Here is an 18356-nt window from a genome sequence, read left to right on the forward strand (position 1 = left end):
CGGGATGCTGACGATTTATTCACCTCCAGCAAGGGCCGCCGAGAGAGAGTACATCTACCGCGTGATCCTGGGCGAGTTTCTTGGTCTGGACTATACCATCGCATATAGAGATGGGGAACATGTCGAGTTGGCACTGACTTCGGAAGCCACGGTGGAACGGGGAGATGCTCCGGTCCGCAGGCTCCGCATGCCGGACGTGCTGCTGCAAACACCCGACCATTTGTGGCTCACTCCTGCCTCCTTACCGAAACAGCCGCTGGATCGGTTTACGCCGCCTGCGAAAGGACCCGAGGAGAAACCGTTACCGGTCATCTTTGGGAAGAGGGGCCGCGCCGGCCGCTACCTCGAGACGCTTGGCGAAGAGGGCGAGGCAGGGTTCTATCTCGGTCTCGATGTATTTGGCAGCGGCTTGTTTATGCTGACAAGGTATGAGGAGGTTGCGTTTCGGGAGCGAGACCGGCATGGCCGGTTTCCGGGACGGCGCTCTCTGGCTTGTCGCGAGTCCTTCTTGCATCGTCCGATCGTCAACGAGTATGTGGAGCTGTTGTGGGAATTGTTGCATAAGCTTTGGCCGGAACTGGCTCGCAGGAAGCGGGAGGCATCCGTCTACCTCAGCCATGACGTGGATTATCCATTTTACGTTTATGGCCGCAGCCGGCTGCGTATGATTCGCGACATTCTGATGGACGCCCTTCGCCGTCGGGATTTTGAGTCCGCCCGCAAGAAAGCCGGAATAATCCTTCGATCCCGGCGCGCGCTGGACCGGGATCCGTACAACACGTTTGACTGGTTGATGGAACTAAGTGAAGAAGCCGGACTTCGCAGCGCCTTTTTTTTCATTACCGAAGAGCATAGGGCGAAATCCGGTTTGGATGGGAATTACTCCATCGACGACCCTGTGATTCAACGTCTCCTGCAGGAGATTCATGCACGGGGGCATGAGATCGGACTGCATCCAGGCTACCACACGTTTTTGAACCCTGTGCGCATCCGCAGACAATATGAGAAACTGCGACAGATTGCAGAGGACAATGGAATCCGCCAGGCGGTGTGGGGGGGGCGGCAGCATTATTTGCGGTGGCGGGCGCCGGATACATGGCAGTTCTGGGAGGATGCCGGGCTGGACTACGACAGTACGCTTAGCTATGCGGATCGCGCGGGCTTCCGCTGCGGTGTCTGCTACGAATTCCCGATCTTTAACCTGAAGACCCGCCGGGAGCTGGCGCTTCGGGAGCGTCCGTTGATCGTGATGGATCAGACGATCCTGCACCCGGAGTATATGGGGCTAGGCCCCGAGCAAGCCTATGAAACGATCCGCGATCTATACCTGGAATGTCGAAAATATAACGGCGATTTCACCCTGTTATGGCACAACAGCCAGCTCGTGAAATCGTCGGACCGATCCGTTTACCGAAGATTGGTGTTGGAACTGCTGGGGCCTAACAGCCGCAAGGGGGAGAAGTCGTGAAAATTGCCTATCTGATTCATTGGAACGAAGGGCCGGAGAGCGGTGTGTTCAAAAAAATCATCAGCCAAGCCCTTAGCTGGCAAGCGTTAGGGCATGAAGCGGCGTTGTTTCTGTTCAGCCGCGGAACCGCTGCTGCGTGGACGGAGGCAGAAACCGGAGGGCTGCCGGTATTCCGTGAGGAGTACCGCGGCTGGCTGGGCCGTTCCCCTCGCTTTAAGGCGTTGACTGCCCAGGTGCGGGCTTGGAATCCGGATGTCATCTACCATCGCTTCGACTTGTTTTATCCTTCTCTGCCCCGGCTGCTCCGCGATTATCCCTCCGTACTCGAGATCAACACGAACGATGTGGCTGAACTGGCATTGGAAGGAGGAGTCTTGAGACTCCGCCGCTTCTACCACTTGTTGACACGCCGACTTGTGCTGGCGGCTGCAGGGGGCTTCGTCTTCGTTAGCGGCGAGCTGGCCGAAGCCGACGGCTTCCGTCGATACGCCAAAAGTTACGCGGTCATCGGCAACGGTATCCCGTTGGATCAGTTTGCGGAGGTGACCGCTTGGAAGGATGCGGACACCTCCGCGAGCGAGGAACCTGTCCGATTCGTGTTCATCAGCTCGCCAGGCCAGGCTTGGCAGGGTTTGGATGAGATCGCCCGGTTGGCTGCGGCGAAACCGGACTGGTGGTTCGACATCATCGGGCCGGAGCGCACGGAGTTGGAGACAGCCAAACTGCAGGCCCCGGCGAATATGGTGTTCCACGGTCAACTGACGCGCGATCGTTATCAGACATTGCTCGACCGTGCCGATCTCGCCATCGGCACGCTGGCGTTGTACCGAAAAGGCATGGAGGAGGCTTCGCCGCTGAAGGTTCGCGAATATTTGGCTAACGGCTTACCGGTCATCGCCGCTTACCGTGAGACGGATTTTCCGGAGCCGGTGCCGTTCTTTCTTCAGCTGCCGGGAGAGCCGGAGAACGGGATTCGCCATCTCTCCGCCATAGAGCGATTTGCCCGTGAGTGGCGCGGGCGGCGGGTGAGTCGGGAGCATGTGCGTCATTTGGACATCACCGTCAAGGAGGCGGCTCGTGTGGCCTATATGCGGCGTATTGCTGGAGAGAGGGAAAGAGGGAACGGATCATGACGGAGATCAGCTTAGTATGGGTGGCGTTACTTGTTGCGACAGTTGTATTTTTCACTCTCCAATGCCTGCTGTCGCTAAAAATGAAGGTAGACGCCGCCTACCTGTTTGCGTTTTGCATCTACTTTGATTTCTTTGCCTATTTCTATAAATTGGCCATTCCCGGCGAATCGTTAGTCCTGTTAATCGGGGCACCGCTGCTGCCCGTAGGCGTTGCTTTGCTGCTCAAACCGTCCATCGTGCTCGAAACGTTGCGGGATCAAGGGATTTGGCTATGGGGAATTTTTCTGGCCTATGCCTTGATTTCGCTCACTTGGGCCCCGGCGGAGTCGAATGGAATCATGAAGGAAGTCATTCTGTTGGCGCACGGAGTGATTCCGGCGTTGTATGTCTATCTCATCTATCGAAAGTACGGCCGATTTTCCTGGACCGTCGTTGCTTTGGCGGGGATGGCTTATGCGATCTTACACTTACTGCTTGGCGAGTATAGCGAGGAATATCCAGGCCGATTAACGCTTCCCGGCGGGAATCCGATTTTTAACGCTCGAACCTCGCTGATCACGGCGACGGTCTGTCTATGGGCTCCGCGAATTCCGTTGCCGGTCAGGCTACTGTCCCTGGGGGCGGCATTGGCTTCGGCTTTAGCCACGCAGTCAAGGGGACCGCTGGCTGCATTCTTGCTCGCCAACGCGCTGTATTTCGGCCTATGGTTTATTCGCAAATTTCGGGAGCGTAAGCTTGGAAAGTTGACTCGCTTGGCTATGCCCTTGCTCTTCCTGTTGATTATCGCAGGCGGGATCGCATCGGCTTATGCGGAGCAACTGGCGGTTTGGGTGGAGAGCAGCCGGTTTATGGTCCTGTTCGACCGGAACCAGCTGCAGGGCGACGACAATTATATCGGCCGGTTAGATTTGCAGACGAGAGCTTTAGAGAAGCTGGAGTCCTCCCCGTTTCTCGGCGCCGGGTTAGGTAGCGTGACGCCGCCTTTAGCTCGGGATTTTCCGCATAATTTGGTGTTGGAGATCGCCGCGGAAGGGGGATTTGCGGGTCTGACGTTGTGGACGTTCGCCGTGTTGTTCTCCTTGTGGGCCGCTATTCAGCGCACGCCAGTGCTGGCCATCCTGCTGGTTCAGTCGATCGGTTACGCCTTGGCTAGCGGGGACTTCGGCTTCAACTATGAATATGTAGTGATGGCCATGACAGCTTTGGCGCTGCTGCCAGCAAAGCAACAGGAAGGAGTGGGAATGAAACATGAAGCTCTTGTTTTTGATCACCGGTTTTGATTACGCGGGGGCGGAAAATCAGGTGCTGCTTCTGTGCCGCGAGCTACGGGCCAGAGGCTGCGAGGTCCGTCTGGTGACGATGATCCCCCCGGTCGCGTACTTAGAGGAGCTTGGGAAACTAGGGGTCGATGTCGTCAGCCTCGGCATGAAGAAGGGCGTGCCGGACCCCCGAGCCATAGTTCGCTTGGCCAGTATCATTCGGCGAACGAGGCCCGACGTGGTCCACAGCCATCTGGTGCACGCGAATATTTTGGCTCGCGTCACGCGGTTGTTCGTGCGCATCCCCTACTTGGTTTGCACCGCCCACAACGTAAATGAGGGAGGCTGGCGGCGGGAGTTGCTGTATCGAATGACCGATCCGCTGGGCGATTTGCTGACCAATGTCAGCCGGGAAGCTGTGCGCGGTTATACCGAACGCCGGATTGCTCCGGCCCGCAAAATTCGGTTGATGGAGAACGGTATCGATCTCAGCCGTTTTGGTGGGGACGAGCGGGGGCGCCTGCAACTGCGAGCCGAGCTGGGAATGACGGGGGAGGAGGAAGGTCAGCCGGCCGTTGACGGTCCAAGCCCATTTATCTGGCTGGCAGCCGGACGCTTCGTTCCCGAAAAAGATTACCCCGCCATGCTGCACGCCTTTGCCGACGCACGGAGGAGCTTCCCGAATAGCATGCTCTGGATCGCCGGGATCGGGCCGGAACGTCCGCATATTGAAAGACAGGCCGCTGAGCTGGGATTGTCAAACAGCATACGGTTCCTCGGGATCCGTACGGATATGCCGGCACTGCTGCATGCGGCCGACGGATTCGTGCTCTCCTCCAAATGGGAAGGCCTCCCGATCGTGCTGTTGGAGGCCTGCGCCGGGCGACTTCCGATTGTCGCAACTGCGGTGGGCGGCAACGCCGAGGTGGTGCTGGACGGCGTGAACGGCTACCTCGTACCGCCGGAGGATCCGGTAGTGCTGGCTCGTGCGATGGAACGGGTCATGGCTCTGCCGCAGGAAGAGCGGGGAACCATGGGGCAGCGCGGGTGGGAGCATGCCGCGGCAAACTATGAGATGTCCCGCGTCGCCGGGAAGTGGATCGAGCTTTACGAGCAGGCGTCCGGCCGGAAGCTTCCGGCATCCCGGGCCCTGCCGAAGGAGGCGCATGAGGGATGACGCGAAAAGCAGCCTATGTCGCAACGGTCTACGCCCATTTGGCGGCGTTCCACCTTCCTTTTATGAGCGACCTCCGGGATGCCGGGTTTACGGTTCATGCCTACGCCGCCCCGGATCATGGCCGGGCGGATGTGGACCATGTGGGGTTCGAGTGCCGAGATTTGCCCTTTAGCCGTAACCCGCTCGCTCCCGGTAACCTCCGGGCGCTGCGGGAGCTCATCGGCTGGTTGAAGCGGGAGCGGTACGACCTGATTCATGTGCATACGCCTAATGCGAGTGTGGTCTGCCGGCTGGCCGCTCGGCTGGCGGGTCAACCCTTTCCCAAAGTCGTATATACCGCGCACGGTTTTCATTTCTATGCCGGGGCTCCTTGGCGTAACCGGCTGCTGTATTATCCGCTAGAGCGATTCCTGTCCCGGTGGACCGATGTTCTTGTCACGATCAATCGGGAGGATGAACGACAGGCGTCTGCTTTTCCGGTGCGCGGCCGATCGGTTTACGTCCCTGGGGTCGGCGTCGACCTGCCGCTGCACTCGGCCTTGGAGGACGGAGAACGCGAGCGGCTGCGCCGCGAATTGGGCTTGGCCCCAGACGATTTTGCCGTGCTTTGCGTCGCCGAGCTGAACCGCAACAAAAATCAGGGTCAGCTGATTGGAGCCATCGCTGAGCTTCGCCGCCGGGGCCTCCCCGCCGTGTTGCTGCTGGCGGGAATTGGTGGGGAGGAAGCGCGCTGCCGACAGCTCGCCGCGGAGTCCGGCGCAGCACAGGCGGTGCGCTTCCTCGGATACCGCCGCGATGTGCCGCAGCTGCTGCAAGCCGCCGACGCCGTAGCGCTCCTGTCAAGGCGGGAGGGTCTGCCCAAGGCGCTGCTGGAGGGACTGGCCGCAGGCAAGCCGCTGGTGGCGACGGAGGTACGGGGCAGCCGCGACCTCGTTGTCCCCGGCCGCAACGGGTACCTCGTGCCGGTCGGGGACGTGTCGGCAGCCGCCGCTGCACTCGAGCGGCTGCAGCAGGACGCCGGGCTGCGGAGGCGAATGGGCGAGTACAGCCGCAAGCTGGCGGGGCTGTACGATCTGGAGCGGATTCGCCGCGATTTGACGGCGGTCTATGCGGGGCTTGGGTTGATGGAGCGAGCGGAAGCTCGCAGGGTACGGCCGCACCTGGGGGAAGCGGAGGAGGGGGAAGCTTATGATCAAGCTTTATCGGAATAACGGGATGAAGGCGGTTCTCTTGCTGCTTGATCTCCTGGTGATCTATGCCAGCTACCGGCTTGCAGCCGCGCTGCTGCCGCAGGAGGATTTGCACTCGCCCGCCGTTCTGGGGGATAGTCGGTTCCGCAGCGCGCCTTGGCTGGGGATGTTTACGGTGATGACGTATTATTTTTTTAACCTATATGATTTGGCGGGACGGCGGAAGCCGGTGCAATTCCTGTGGAACTTACTGCTGGCGCAGTTATTTGTTGCTGCGGAACTCATCGTATTTGGGTATGCGAGCAACCTGTTCAGTTTAACCCCCAGCCTGCTTCTCTACGCATTTGCGGCCCAACTGCTGCTGTCGTTCGGACTGCGCCTCCTGTTGTTTTATATTCAGAGCAAAGGGTTTAGTCGCAAAAAGACACTAGCTGTCATCAGCAATGAGGCCCCGGACGATGAGGTGCTTCGCATTATGCTGGAGCAGGGTAAGCCGTGGTTCCGTGTTGAACGGATCGTTCGCGAGGAGGGCCCCGGGATGGGTGCAGCGCTGCCAGAGCAAGCGTGGGAGGGGATGGAGACGCTGCTCATCGGGCCAGGGCTCACCCCCGAAATGAAGGCGGAGTGGGCTCGGAACGCGGGGCGACGGAATATGGAAGTGGTCATCGTTCCTGATTTTTACGAGCTCTATCTGGCCGACGCCGAACCGCAGCAAATTGGCGATTTGCTTGTTTACTCGCTTATGCCGCCGCAGTTGACGCTGCCGGAGCGGGTGTTTAAGCGTTTGCTAGATCTTGCGGTGTCCTCGCTGCTGCTGCTTATGGCGTCTCCTGTCATGTTGGTGATGTTCGTCCTGATCCCGCTGACGTCCCGGGGGAAGGCGTTGTATGTGCAGGAGCGCATCGGATTGCAAGAAAAACCGTTTCCGCTGTATAAGTTTCGCAGCATGGTGGAAGGGGCGGAAACTGGAACTGGACCCGTGCTGGCCGGGCGGAATGACACACGGGTAACCCGGCTGGGGCAATGGATCCGCGCCACCCGTATCGATGAACTGCCTCAGCTGTTTAACGTGCTTCTGGGTCAAATGAGCTTGGTCGGACCTCGGCCGGAACGGGCGTTCTTTATTAACCGCTTCAAGGAGGAGCTGCCGCATTACACCTACCGCCTGATGGTGAAGCCGGGGTTAACCGGATATGCCCAAGTGATGGCGGGGTATGCAACCACGCCCTCCGACAAGCTCCGTTACGACCTGATGTACATCAAAAGATATTCGCTGCTGCTCGATCTGAAGATCCTGTTCCAGACGATCCGGGTTGTAGTCCAGCGAGAGCAGGCCAAGGGTGTAGAGGCAGGCGGAGGGACGGAGATGGCGGCGACATCGTTGAGTACGGCTGTTGCCGTTTCACCCGTATCCGCGTCCAGCGGGACGGCTACGGCCACAACGATGGCATCGACGACAAGCTTGCCGCCATCTTAGCTTGCCTGGTACCTTCACCAACAGGAGGTTAAACGTCGCTGTCCATAGTCCACAGCCCACAGTTCGCGATCGCAGTTCTCCTCACGCATTCCTCCACCTTGGCCGCGTTAAACTAAATGGATCTTATCCCACCTGTGCCTATCTGGGAAATGTTGTATTTTGTGCAACAATTTATTCGGTACTAGAGACGAATGGCCGAAATGTTGCATAAAGTACAACAAATTAGAGCGCCACAGGCAAAATGACCCCAGAATGTTGTACTAATGTCAACATTCTGGGGTTTTTAAGCAGTTTAGCGTCTGAAATGTTGCATATAATGCAACATTTTGAAGGGAAAAGGAGCCCAAGCAGGTGCACGATACAGCCCAAAAGGGACAAAACTAGCTCAACAGACACTCAACGGTCACTAATCAAGCTTCACTTGCAACTCAACAGGCACTTAACAGGAACACTCACCAGGAACTCAATAGGCACTAACCAGGCACTCACCGAACACCACCAAGCCGCCAGACACTCACCAGGCACCCGCCAGACACACAACACGCATACTAGATGCCATCCAAAACGATACCCAACCCGACTTCACTCCCCCTACTTACTTTGCTATATTGTCCGTCAGCGTCCCCGCTCCCGAGGCGAGCGCCCGGCGGGCATTGTCGGATAAGCGGATGGGCGTTTCTGCACCGTTTATCGCGTTGCCGGTGATCCGGAAGCCACCGATCTGGTCGAGGCGGATCCCGCTCGAATCGGGAAAAGGAGGGCTCACACCGCTTTCGATGACGTTATTCTCAATGACGATGCCGTCCGCCGCACCGACGTCAGCCTCAATGGCGGCATAGTAGCTGCCGGATCCCCCGATGATATTGCCGGACACGGTCACATCGCCGGCATAAACGGAAATCGCTGCGTACATGTCCTGAGGCAGCGCGTCCCTAGGCGTTGTGAGATAGCGGTTGTTCCCGGAGTAAGGGTTGACGATTCGGTTGTTCTTCACGACGACGCCGGGAGCGGAGATTTTGATCCCGCGTTTGGCGGCATGGTGGATGATATTATTGGATATCACGGAATCCGACAAAGGCGAGGAGCCCGGCGGCTGATCGAAATAAATACCGTCCGCATCCTCCCGCGGGGAAATATAAGAGATGAGGTTGCCCGATATGTTAACGCGGCGAGCGATCGTTCGCCCGGGTTCGCCCCAAGTCATAATTCCCCGAGCGACAGGAGCAGCCTCTCGCGCAGCGATCTCGGTGAGCGTACAGCCGAGGATCTTGATGTCGACGGTGTCCCCATAGATCATAATGCCGGCGACGACCGTGGTGGACAACGGGTGCCGCGGCTCCGCCGGCTGGTTCAAGTCCTGGATCGTGCTGCCCACGATGGCCACATCTGACGAACCGCTGTGAACGCCGATGCCGCGGGTCAGCCGTGCGCCGCCGTCGATCACAACGCCGTCGATGCGGATCCTCCGCCCTTGGATCGAGACGGCCTCGAATGCGTAGCGGGCGCCGGAGACCGCACGGAATTTCAAGACGGGTCGGCCCAGGCCGCGGAGGGTTACGCCGCTGCGGAGCGGCAGCGGCTCGTCCAAGGCGAGCAGGTACGTACCGGGGGGCACGATGACGGTCGTGTCCCTGCCGGTGGCCGCCGCTTGCCGCAACACGCGCAAAAATACGCGGGTATCGTCCGTAATCCCGTCGCCCTTAGCGCCGGCTTCCTTCACGTTGAAGGTAGGCGCAGGGAAGGGGAGGGCAGGTCCCCATCGCAGCAACAGGCCCCAGCTCAAGGCCAGAATCAACATGACGAGGAGCAGCACTCGAAGCTGAAGCCCCCGAGGTCCTCCTCCACCCGGATGCAGCCGGCCGTTGGGAAGAGGCGAGGTCGATTTACTCATCGGGCGCATCCCCTAAGATCTCACGGGAAAGCTCGGACCAGGCCTTCATATCCGGGATCCAATAATAAAGCTCGGCATTCACCAGCGGATCATGGGCTTTGCCGCTGCTCCCCGGAAACTGCACGAAATACATCTCCTCCGGATCGATGCCGCGAACCATCCAAGCCAGGCTAAGCATATCGGCATCGGTCAGATTGGTATCCAAAATGTCCTCTTTTACTTGTCGGATCAGCTCAGGCAGCTGGGCCAGGTTGTCTGGCACGAGCAGCCTGCGGGCGATCGCCTGAACGACCAGCGCCTGGTTTCGCTGCCGGGCGTTATCGCCGTCATCCAGCGATTTGCGCTCGCGGACGAAATCGAGAGTGGTTTCTCCGTTCCAATGCTGCTCCCCGGCAGGCAAGGTCCGATAATTGTAGGTTAGCTTGACGGGAGCGTTTAGCTTCACATCTACGCCGCCGATCGTATCAATGAAATGCTCGAATCCGTCGAAGTCCGTTTTGACGTAGTAGTTGAGGGAGCAACGGCATAAATTACTGACGGCCTGGATCGCGGCAAGGGTACCGGCGTGACCGCCTTTTCCGCCCGCTTCTGCCATGGCGTGCGCATGGTTGATCTTGGTCAAGCCAATCCCGGGAAGGTGGACCCGGGTGTCCCGGGGAATCGATACTAGGCTTACCTTATTTTGTCCCGGATTGACGTGAGCCAGCATCAGCACGTCGGTGCGGGAGGCTTCCTTTGCCCGGGCATCGGTGGCGAGCAGCAGCAGGTTAAAGCTGCCGCGATCACCGCGGATTTCTTCCGTCTGTGCGGGATTTGCCGTTGCAGCTTCAACGGTCGTCCCCGTATTTGCTACCCCGGACCGTTCCGACTTCTCGACAGATCCGTCGGACAGATCCTCCTGCCCTTTCCCGCCAACTGGCTCCGGCGTCGCCAACACGGGGATATCGGTCTCCCGAAAATGCCGGGACGGCTCGTATTTTAAATAGGCGGTCAGCAGTCCGCCAGCCACGAGGAGTAGAAGAACTACCGGTATCGCCACTTTTTTACGGATTTTCATTTTCATTGGGTTCCACTCCGTCTCTAGCGAAAATAGGCTAAGATCTCGTTAAAAGAATTCATAGCAGTATATTAGTGGAATCGGGATTCTATACGCGAATACGTGCAAACAGACGAAGATCCAGCACTTTCCTAGTCTAATTCGGGCTAGGCCTACATAAGGTGGTTGAAACGGGGCAAACGCCGGTATTTTTAGGGAATAGGGGAGTCGAGTCGATGAAAGTGCTAGTCACGGGGGGAGCGGGATTTATTGGCCGTCACACGGTCAAACGGCTTCTGGAAGAGGGGGAACAGGTGGTTGTGGTCGATACGGGCCAAACCGGAAATCCGAGAAAAATGGACGAGTCGGTCTCCTATTACTCGGTGGATATCGTTTCGGAGGAGCTGGAGTCTATTTTTGCAGAGGAACGCCCGGATGCCGTTATTCACCTTGCGGCTCAAACGAGCGTTCGTCGCTCGCTGCAGAACCCGTCGGCCGATGCCGAGACGAACATTCTGGGGACCATTCAGCTGTTGCAGCAATGCGTACGCTTTGGAGTGCGGCGGATCGTGTTTGCCTCATCGGCCGCGGTCTACGGAAATCCGGATCATCTGCCGATCAAGGAGTCGCACGGCACGGAGCCATTGTCTTTTTACGGCGTTTCCAAACGGGTTTCGGAGATGTATATCCAATCGTTCAGCGAACGCTACGGCTTGGATTATTCCATTCTGCGGTACGCCAATGTTTACGGGATCCGGGAACGGCGTACCGGGGAGGATGGGGTGCTGACAGCGTTTGTGGAGCGGTTGTTGGCGGGACTTCCGCTGGAGGTGTACGGGGATGGGCTGCAGACACGGGATTTCGTGTACGTCAAAGATGTCGCAGAAGCGAATGTGCTGGCGCTGCGAAGCTCAGGCAATCAAATTTTAAATGTCAGCAGTGGACGAAGCATCTCGCTCCTGGAGGCACTCGGAATGTTGAAAGAGATCTCCGGACGCAATGTCCAGCCGCAATTTCGGCCTGCTCAGGCAGGGGATATCGAGCAGAGCTTACTGGACAACGGCAAAGTTCGGGATGTCCTATGGTGGGAGCCCCGATATTCGCTGTATGACGGACTGTTGGAAATGATGGAATTCGAAACGGAAGCGCGAAAAAACCCTTTGCTCGTCGAGCGAGTCGGTTACAGTGAAACGTCAGTCATCTAAATGACTTACGGCTCACTCACGCCAGCAGTGGAATGTACCCCGCCTCTTGCGAGAGGAGCGGGGTTCTTTTTTTGCGTCGGTTTCAGCGACGCCCGCAGCGCCTTGCTCTGTGGTATGATGAAGCTAATGAAGAAGAGTATCTTCCGGTCGGAGGGGAAGAGGGAAGATGCGCTCGCAGGGAGATCGGGAGGGATATCGGATGAGCAACAGGGGCGAATATGACGAACGGGACCGCGAACTGGCCGGGAAGGGAGAACGCGCCGACGATCACCAACGTGACGGGGGAAATGAATCCGCTTACCTTGTGCAGACGCTGCGGATAGGGTTAGGTTGCCTGATGGAATACGTGCTGCTGCTGCCGGCTTGGATTTTGTTCGCGGCCTTTCTCCGGCCGCCGGAGTTCCCGGTAGCGGGGCTGGGGTTGTTGCCATTGTTGTCACTAGCCGGCGTCCTGGCTGGCCCGCGCCTCCATAAGCTGTGGCAACGCGGGGCGGTGGCCCTCGGGTTCGGCTTGGCCTTTGCCGCGGCCGCCTTTGCCTGGGCCGGCGGAGTGGGGGCACTTGGCTACGGCAACGCGCCCTCCGTCGCTGTCTTTCTCTTGCAAACCGCCGCGCTGCTTGCCGCCGGCGTGCTCTGCTCGCTGCAGGGGATGACAGTCCGCAATCGCCAGGGCAGCTATCGGCTGTATTGGGACGGGCTTGGCCTTTATTTCCTTGCGGGGATTTTTTTTCCGCGAATCGAGGCGCTTCAAGGAACCGTCCCGTTGATTACCTGGGTCGGCGTATTCAGCTTGGCCACCGCCCTGTTCGTAACCAACCACCAGTATTTACGCTACAGCTCGCATTCCGGTGATTCGGGAGAACGTCTGCCCGCGAGTCTCCGCCGCCATAACCGCTTGTTCGTCGGCGTCATCCTAGTACTCGCCTTGCTGCTAGCGGCCGGAGCCGGTCGCTGGATCGGCAGCCTGCTATTAGGATGGCTAAGAGCGGTCGTACGCTGGCTGCTTAGGCAACCGAAAGAACCCGAACCGTTGGAGCAGCCGGAGGTGGGGGTTCAGCCGCTGGAGCCCATGATCCCGGTGGAAACTCACGATCCGGATCTGCTCTCGCGCATCCTAAATTTTGCTTTTTATGCTTTCGGTGGCTTGATCATAGCCGCACTGCTGGGCTTTGTACTGTATTGGCTCTACAAGAACGCCGGCGGGATCTGGCGTAAGGCGATCGACCGTTTGCTCTCCCTGTTGCGTCGGGAAGGCGCTACGACGGAGCAAGCAGCTTACCTCGACGAGGAGACGAGCCTGTTCACTTGGGAGTCTACTCTGCAAGGATGGCGCAAGATGGGATCCCGCCTGCTGCGTTCCGGGAAGCCGCCTGAGCGTTGGGAGGGAATGAAGGATAACCGAGAAAGGGTTCGTTACTTGTATCGTTTATTTTTGCGGGAGGAGCAGGAGCGCGGATATCCGATGAAGCCCTATCTGACGCCGCAGGAAATGGTGAAGGAGTTAAGGTTGGAAACAGGGCGGAAGTCCGAAGCCACGAAAGCGACCAAACCCGGGAGACGGCGTTTCAGCTTTGGCGCGGGGAATTCGGAGAGGGAGAACAGTCGGGTCCGAGTGGACTCGGATGCCGCATTAAGCCCGTTGCTTCGGCTATACTACCAAGTACGGTACGGCGGGGAAACACCTCTTGACGAAGAACTGGCGGAGTTGAGACGGCGCTGGCCGCAGTAATCTTAGGTCACATAAACCCAAAAAGCGCGAGCCTGCAGAGATTCCCTCTGCGCTCGCGCTTTCTTACGCCTGCCTTAGGCGTCGTGCCTAACGATTTCGAGTTTCTTGAAACGATGCGGTTCCTTTTCTAGCAGCTTAAACGTCAAATCTTCATGCTCCAGCGTTTCCCCAACGTCCATAGACGGGTTCATGCCATAGAGCCAGCCGCCGATCGTATCGACTTCCTCGGTACTCAAGTCGGTCAAAAGTACGTCATTGATCTGATTCACCGTCACCGTGCCAAGGGCGACCACATGTGACTCATCCAACTGAACGATCGGATCTTCCTCTTCCTTATCGAATTCGTCGCGGATTTCCCCGACGAGCTCCTCAAGAATGTCCTCAAGCGCCACCAAGCCGGCTGTTCCTCCATATTCGTCGATCAGAATCGCCATATGGGTGCCTTCCTGCTGCATTTTCTTCAGCAGTTCGTTCACCGGGGTGACTTCCGAAACCGTCATCGCCGGCTGCAGCAGAGCGGCGAAACCGACGTTCGGATTGCCCTCGTAAGCCAGGAAAAACTGCTTCGTATTCACGATGCCGATAATGTTATCCTTGCTGCCTTCGACGACGGGAAAACGGGTATATTGCTGCTCCCGAATGATATCCAGGTTCTCCTGGCGCGTCTTGTCCGTATATAAACACACCATGTCGGTGCGAGGTACCATTATTTCCTTGGCGAGCAAATTATCAAATGCAAAAATCCGGTTTACGTAGCCAAATTCGCTCTGATTGATTTTGCCGCTTTCGAAGCTTTCATTGATGATGATTTGCAGTTCTTCCTCCGAGTGCGCTTCTTCATGTTCGGAAGCTGGCTTGACGCCAAACAGGCGCACCAGTTGGTTGGCCGATCCGTTCAAGGCCCAGATGAAAGGGCGCATAACCTTCGTAAATAGAATCAAAGGCTTGGCCGTAAGAATAGCAATTTCTTCCGCTTTGCGAATCGCCACCGTCTTGGGAGCCAGCTCGCCCACAACAACGTGGAAATACGTGATGACGACAAACGCAATAATAAAAGAGAGCGCGCTGCCAACGGTCTCGGGTACCTCCAGGCGATGGAACAACGGATGCAGCATGCTCTCCACCGTTGGTTCTCCAAGCCATCCAAGTCCCAGCGCGGTAATCGTGATTCCGAGCTGGCAAGCCGATAGAAATCCGTCCAGATTAGAGGTGACCTGTTTGACGGCGAGGGCTCCTTTACGTCCCTCCGCTATCAATTGATCAACCCGGCTGCCCCGGACGCGGACGATCGCAAATTCGACCGCCACGAAAAATGCCGTGAGCGCGATGAGAATCGCGACTAAAAATAAATTTAATACCAATTGCCTGTCACTGTCCATTCGATGCATCTACTCCTCAATTTTTAAATATAAAGGCATAAAACTATCACTATTATATAATACAACCCCATAGGAACGCGAATTTTGCCCTAGGTAAAAAGTCGGGGTTATTCGGTTATAATGTTCGTGTTTTGTATTATTGTTATTGTAAAATGCAATTAGTCGCACGTAATAATCAACAAAACACGAATATTAAATAAAAAACCACCTTGACTCATCCGTTTATTTCACTTATACTCAGATTGTTCTGAAGCACAGACAAGACTAAACGAAACTATCGAATTCGTATATCCTCAGTAATATGGATTGAGGGTCTCTACAAGGAACCATAAATTCCTGACTACGAATAGGGTGCATTCGCATACCTATGAGTGGTCGGGAATTTTTATGTTTATGGCATGAATTCATATCGCCTCAGGAGGATACAGATGAGTAAATACGATGTCATTGTGGTGGGGGCGGGACCTGCCGGGATTTTCGCCTGTTATGAACTGACCCGTAAAGCGCCGCATTGGAAGGTGCTCCTGGTGGACAAGGGGCATGATATTTATCGCCGCCGCTGTCCGATCTTGGAGGAGAAAATCACGCTTTGCCCGCCTGCGGCCGGGCGCAAGGAATTTGCCGGCTGCCTGCCGGCCTGCTCCATTACCGCGGGGTTTGGTGGGGCCGGAGCCTACAGCGACGGGAAATTTAATATCACGACGGAATTTGGCGGTTGGCTGAGCGATTATATCGCGCCGTCCAAGGTGCTGGACTTGATCCAATACGTCGACTCGATCAATTTGGAGCACGGGGCGACAACCGCGGTTACCGATCCGATGACGGAGGCCGTGCGGGAGATCGAACAACGGGGATACGCAGCGGGACTGAAGCTGCTTCGGGCACAGGTACGGCATCTGGGGACCGAGCAGAACCTGGAGATTTTGAAATCGATCTACGAATATCTGAATACCCGCGTCGATATGTTGTTTAAGGCGGAGGTCGAGGATCTGATCACGGAAAAAATCGACGGAAGCCACCAAGTTCGGGGCATTACGCTAAAGAACGGCGAAACCTATGAGGCCGACCTAGTGATGGTAGCTCCGGGCCGTGACGGCTCGGCCTGGCTGACCGACATCCTTAAGAAGCGCCGGCTGAAGATGACGAACAATCAGGTAGACGTTGGGGTCCGCGTGGAAACCTCTGACGTGGTCATGCGGGAGATCAATGAGCACCTGTATGAAGGAAAGTTTATCTATAACACGTCGGTCGGCACGCGAGTTCGTACGTTCTGCAGCAATCCATCCGGACATGTCGTGGTTGAGAACCACAGCGGCGTCATGGCGGCCAACGGCCACTCTTACAAAGACCCGGCGCTGGGTTCAAGGAATACCAACTTTGCGCTCCTCGTTTCGCACCGGTTTACCGAACCGTTCGATAAGCCAAACGAGTACGCGCGGGAAATCTGCCAGCGTGCCAACGATTTGTCCAGCGGTGGGGTGATCGTGCAAAAATACGGTGATATTCTGCGCGGCCGCCGTTCCACGGCCGCCCGGATTTCGGAAGGCTTCCTTGAACCCACGCTCAAGGAAGCGGTGCCGGGCGACCTCGGGCTTGTGCTGCCGTACAATACGATGAAGAGTCTGATCGAAATGGTCGAGGCGCTCGACAAGGTGACGCCGGGCATCGCCTCCGAGCATACGTTGTTCTACGGCGTGGAAGCGAAATTCTACTCGGCCCGGCCGAAGCTGAGCGAATCGCTGGAAACCGAGATCGGCGGTTTGTTCTGCGGCGGTGACGGCGCGGGGATTACCCGCGGGCTGGCCCAGGCGGGAGCGGCCGGCGTGTGGATCGCCAGGGGTATGATCGAGAAAGCGGGAGCGGTATAGGAACATATACGGATACGGAAATGGGCACGGACCTTGGATCAAGGAGCCGTGCCCATTTTTATAGTTTCAGGATGGATGAGGGTGACACGATGTCACCGCTCAATGGTACGAAGAGGTTAGGGCTACTCCAATCCGCCTTGCAACGTCATTTGCAGCTTGGTGTTGTATGGAGATTTCGGTTCTAGCATGCTTTGGACATACCCTTGCAGAAAGGTCGAATCGGCCTTCTCCCATAATCGATAGCCTTGCGAGGCTAGCAGGCGCTCGCGTTCGGGCCCCGATGCGGCCCTGCCCGCGAAATACAGCAGGTTGATGTCCGACATGGTCCGTGCCATCAACGTCTTATCCGCTTCGGATAAGGGGAGCTCCCCCAAGGAGGCATAAGCCTTGTTATAAGAATGCTCAGCGAAAAACTTGCGGCTGTATTCCGCGAAACCTGTCAGGTTCCCGTCTGATACCTGCCGTTTACGGGCCCATGCCTCTACATCGACCTGAGTGGATTCATACTCGATCGTCCTTCCGGTCGGATCGTATTGCAGCACACCGTATTGATGCGGATAGACGCTGAAGGCACTGGTCGCAATATCGTAGAGGCCGTGATTCGTCTGGCGGATATCTTGAATATGGATGTGGCCCGACAATACAAGATTAAGACGCAGCTTCTCAAATAAGTGGTTTATTTCTTTACTGTTGTTGAGTGTAAACCCTTTGATGGGTACGGTGCTGTGGTCGACCAGGTTATGGTGCATCACGGTCACGATGCGGGCGCCGTTCTCACTGGCAAGGCGGGTGCATTTTTGGATCCATTCCTGCGTTGCGGGCGGGATCTCCCCATCGGTTTGGGGAAAGCCGGCGAACTCGTTTAGATCGTACTGGCTTGTATCGAGCATCAGCAACCAAAGATCGGGAGAAACCTTAGCTAAATAGCTTAGAGTTGAAGTGTCTCTGGTAATGGCCTCATGATAACCAAAAGCACCGTAAATCTCGACGAACTGCTCCGGGGTAATCGCTTCGGTTTTGTATTGGGAGTCGCCCTTGAACCGGCGTGCCCAAGGATTCGAAAGATCATGGTTACCGGGAATCACGTAGACTTGAGTTCCTGCGGCTTCAATCTTCTTCAGTTTGGCGGCCAGGTCCTCGTGGCTAGCTTTCTCCCCGTTGTTGGTTAGATCGCCGCTCAAGATCAGGGCGGCCGGGTTCTTCGCTTTAACTTCCTCGGCGAAGGCTTCGCTCATCGGGTCGATGTAGCTCAGTTGCTTGCCGTCTCCGGCTTGGATATAGGTATGAAAGGCCTCCCCATCATCATGCAGGCGGGGGCTTAGGTAATGGATATCGGTGGCGACGTACAGGGTTAGCGGTTGTCCCGCCGTCAGCTTCTCGGGCTGGTCATGCGAGGACCAAGAAGCCATACAACCGCTAAGTCCAAGTAAACTTAAGCCGGCGGTGAGAATAGCAGCTATTTTTAACGAACGAAACATATCGGCAGAGCTCACTCCCATTTAAGCCGTTCTCCGGAAAGCCGGGCTAAGACCACTGTATAGGGA

General features: G+C 56.9%; 13 protein-coding genes and 1 riboswitch. Of the genes, 9 read left to right on the forward strand and 4 right to left on the reverse strand.

From position 1 onward, the window contains the following. Positions 1 to 4 precede the first annotated feature (4 nt). From MKZ15_RS02465 to MKZ15_RS02490, 6 genes are read left to right on the forward strand one after another with little or no spacing between them, the layout of a single operon-like run. Positions 5 to 1468, forward strand: a complete 1464-nt coding sequence (locus MKZ15_RS02465) for a polysaccharide deacetylase family protein (RefSeq protein WP_339819553.1) — start codon at positions 5 to 7, stop codon at positions 1466 to 1468. Next, positions 1465 to 2601, forward strand: a complete 1137-nt coding sequence (locus tag MKZ15_RS02470) for a glycosyltransferase (protein ID WP_339819556.1) — start codon at positions 1465 to 1467, stop codon at positions 2599 to 2601. The genes MKZ15_RS02465 and MKZ15_RS02470 overlap by 4 nt, the downstream gene beginning before the upstream one ends. Beyond that, entirely contained in the window at positions 2598 to 3881 is a 1284-nt protein-coding gene (locus tag MKZ15_RS02475) for an O-antigen ligase family protein (RefSeq protein WP_213623217.1), read from the forward strand. The genes MKZ15_RS02470 and MKZ15_RS02475 overlap by 4 nt, the downstream gene beginning before the upstream one ends. Beyond that, complete coding sequence (locus MKZ15_RS02480) at positions 3850 to 5037, forward strand: glycosyltransferase (protein WP_339819559.1); 1188 nt, start codon at positions 3850 to 3852, stop codon at positions 5035 to 5037. Before MKZ15_RS02475 ends, MKZ15_RS02480 begins: the two co-directional genes overlap by 32 nt. Beyond that, positions 5034 to 6248, forward strand: a complete 1215-nt coding sequence (locus MKZ15_RS02485; protein ID WP_339819560.1) for a glycosyltransferase family 4 protein — start codon at positions 5034 to 5036, stop codon at positions 6246 to 6248. The genes MKZ15_RS02480 and MKZ15_RS02485 overlap by 4 nt, the downstream gene beginning before the upstream one ends. Further along, positions 6226 to 7704, forward strand: coding sequence for a sugar transferase (locus MKZ15_RS02490; RefSeq protein WP_339819563.1), 1479 nt, complete (start codon positions 6226 to 6228; stop codon positions 7702 to 7704). Before MKZ15_RS02485 ends, MKZ15_RS02490 begins: the two co-directional genes overlap by 23 nt. A gap of 595 nt (positions 7705 to 8299) precedes the next feature. On the opposite strand, the gene MKZ15_RS02495 is transcribed toward MKZ15_RS02490, so the two are convergent. Beyond that, on the reverse strand, positions 8300 to 9595 hold the full coding sequence (locus tag MKZ15_RS02495) for a glycosyl hydrolase family 28-related protein (protein WP_339819565.1): 1296 nt from the start codon (positions 9593 to 9595) through the stop codon (positions 8300 to 8302). After that, a complete protein-coding gene (locus tag MKZ15_RS02500) occupies positions 9588 to 10658 on the reverse strand; it encodes an LCP family protein (protein WP_339819567.1) in 1071 nt (356 codons plus the stop codon). Before MKZ15_RS02500 ends, MKZ15_RS02495 begins: the two co-directional genes overlap by 8 nt. A 209-nt stretch (positions 10659 to 10867) precedes the next feature. On the opposite strand from MKZ15_RS02500, the gene MKZ15_RS02505 reads away from it, so the two are divergent. Together MKZ15_RS02505 and MKZ15_RS02510 are read left to right on the forward strand one after the other, a co-directional pair. Next, positions 10868 to 11836, forward strand: a complete 969-nt coding sequence (locus MKZ15_RS02505) for an NAD-dependent epimerase/dehydratase family protein (protein WP_339819569.1) — start codon at positions 10868 to 10870, stop codon at positions 11834 to 11836. 199 nt (positions 11837 to 12035) lie between these two features. Beyond that, entirely contained in the window at positions 12036 to 13565 is a 1530-nt protein-coding gene (locus MKZ15_RS02510) for a DUF4129 domain-containing protein (RefSeq protein ID WP_339819572.1), read from the forward strand. A gap of 74 nt (positions 13566 to 13639) precedes the next feature. On the opposite strand, the gene MKZ15_RS02515 is transcribed toward MKZ15_RS02510, so the two are convergent. After that, positions 13640 to 14944: a hemolysin family protein gene (locus MKZ15_RS02515; RefSeq protein ID WP_155607499.1), complete on the reverse strand. Its 1305-nt coding sequence runs from the start codon at positions 14942 to 14944 to the stop codon at positions 13640 to 13642. 263 nt (positions 14945 to 15207) lie between these two features. Further along, a riboswitch (purine riboswitch) is annotated at positions 15208 to 15307 on the forward strand. Between the two features lie 65 nt (positions 15308 to 15372). Between MKZ15_RS02515 and MKZ15_RS02520 the strand changes: the two genes are divergently transcribed. Beyond that, the gene (locus MKZ15_RS02520) at positions 15373 to 16812 is read left to right on the forward strand and encodes an NAD(P)/FAD-dependent oxidoreductase (protein ID WP_155607498.1); all 1440 of its coding nucleotides are present in this window, start codon (positions 15373 to 15375) and stop codon (positions 16810 to 16812) included. A 122-nt stretch (positions 16813 to 16934) separates the two neighbouring features. On the opposite strand, the gene MKZ15_RS02525 is transcribed toward MKZ15_RS02520, so the two are convergent. Further along, positions 16935 to 18311, reverse strand: a complete 1377-nt coding sequence (locus MKZ15_RS02525; protein ID WP_339819576.1) for a metallophosphoesterase — start codon at positions 18309 to 18311, stop codon at positions 16935 to 16937. Positions 18312 to 18356 lie beyond the last annotated feature (45 nt).

Source organism: Paenibacillus sp. FSL R7-0216 (assembly GCF_037969915.1).
GTDB lineage: Bacteria > Bacillota > Bacilli > Paenibacillales > Paenibacillaceae > Fontibacillus > Fontibacillus rhizolycopersici.

Coding starts and splice junctions, on each gene's coding strand:
- MKZ15_RS02465 (WP_339819553.1), top strand. CDS start 5: ATGCTGACGATTTATTCACCTCCAGCAAGGGCCGCCGAGAGAGAGTAC.
- MKZ15_RS02475 (WP_213623217.1), top strand. CDS start 2,598: ATGACGGAGATCAGCTTAGTATGGGTGGCGTTACTTGTTGCGACAGTT.
- MKZ15_RS02480 (WP_339819559.1), top strand. CDS start 3,850: ATGAAGCTCTTGTTTTTGATCACCGGTTTTGATTACGCGGGGGCGGAA.
- MKZ15_RS02485 (WP_339819560.1), top strand. CDS start 5,034: ATGACGCGAAAAGCAGCCTATGTCGCAACGGTCTACGCCCATTTGGCG.
- MKZ15_RS02490 (WP_339819563.1), top strand. CDS start 6,226: ATGATCAAGCTTTATCGGAATAACGGGATGAAGGCGGTTCTCTTGCTG.
- MKZ15_RS02495 (WP_339819565.1), bottom strand. CDS start 9,595: ATGAGTAAATCGACCTCGCCTCTTCCCAACGGCCGGCTGCATCCGGGT.
- MKZ15_RS02500 (WP_339819567.1), bottom strand. CDS start 10,658: ATGAAAATGAAAATCCGTAAAAAAGTGGCGATACCGGTAGTTCTTCTA.
- MKZ15_RS02505 (WP_339819569.1), top strand. CDS start 10,868: ATGAAAGTGCTAGTCACGGGGGGAGCGGGATTTATTGGCCGTCACACG.
- MKZ15_RS02510 (WP_339819572.1), top strand. CDS start 12,036: ATGAGCAACAGGGGCGAATATGACGAACGGGACCGCGAACTGGCCGGG.
- MKZ15_RS02515 (WP_155607499.1), bottom strand. CDS start 14,944: ATGGACAGTGACAGGCAATTGGTATTAAATTTATTTTTAGTCGCGATT.
- MKZ15_RS02520 (WP_155607498.1), top strand. CDS start 15,373: ATGAGTAAATACGATGTCATTGTGGTGGGGGCGGGACCTGCCGGGATT.
- MKZ15_RS02525 (WP_339819576.1), bottom strand. CDS start 18,311: ATGGGAGTGAGCTCTGCCGATATGTTTCGTTCGTTAAAAATAGCTGCT.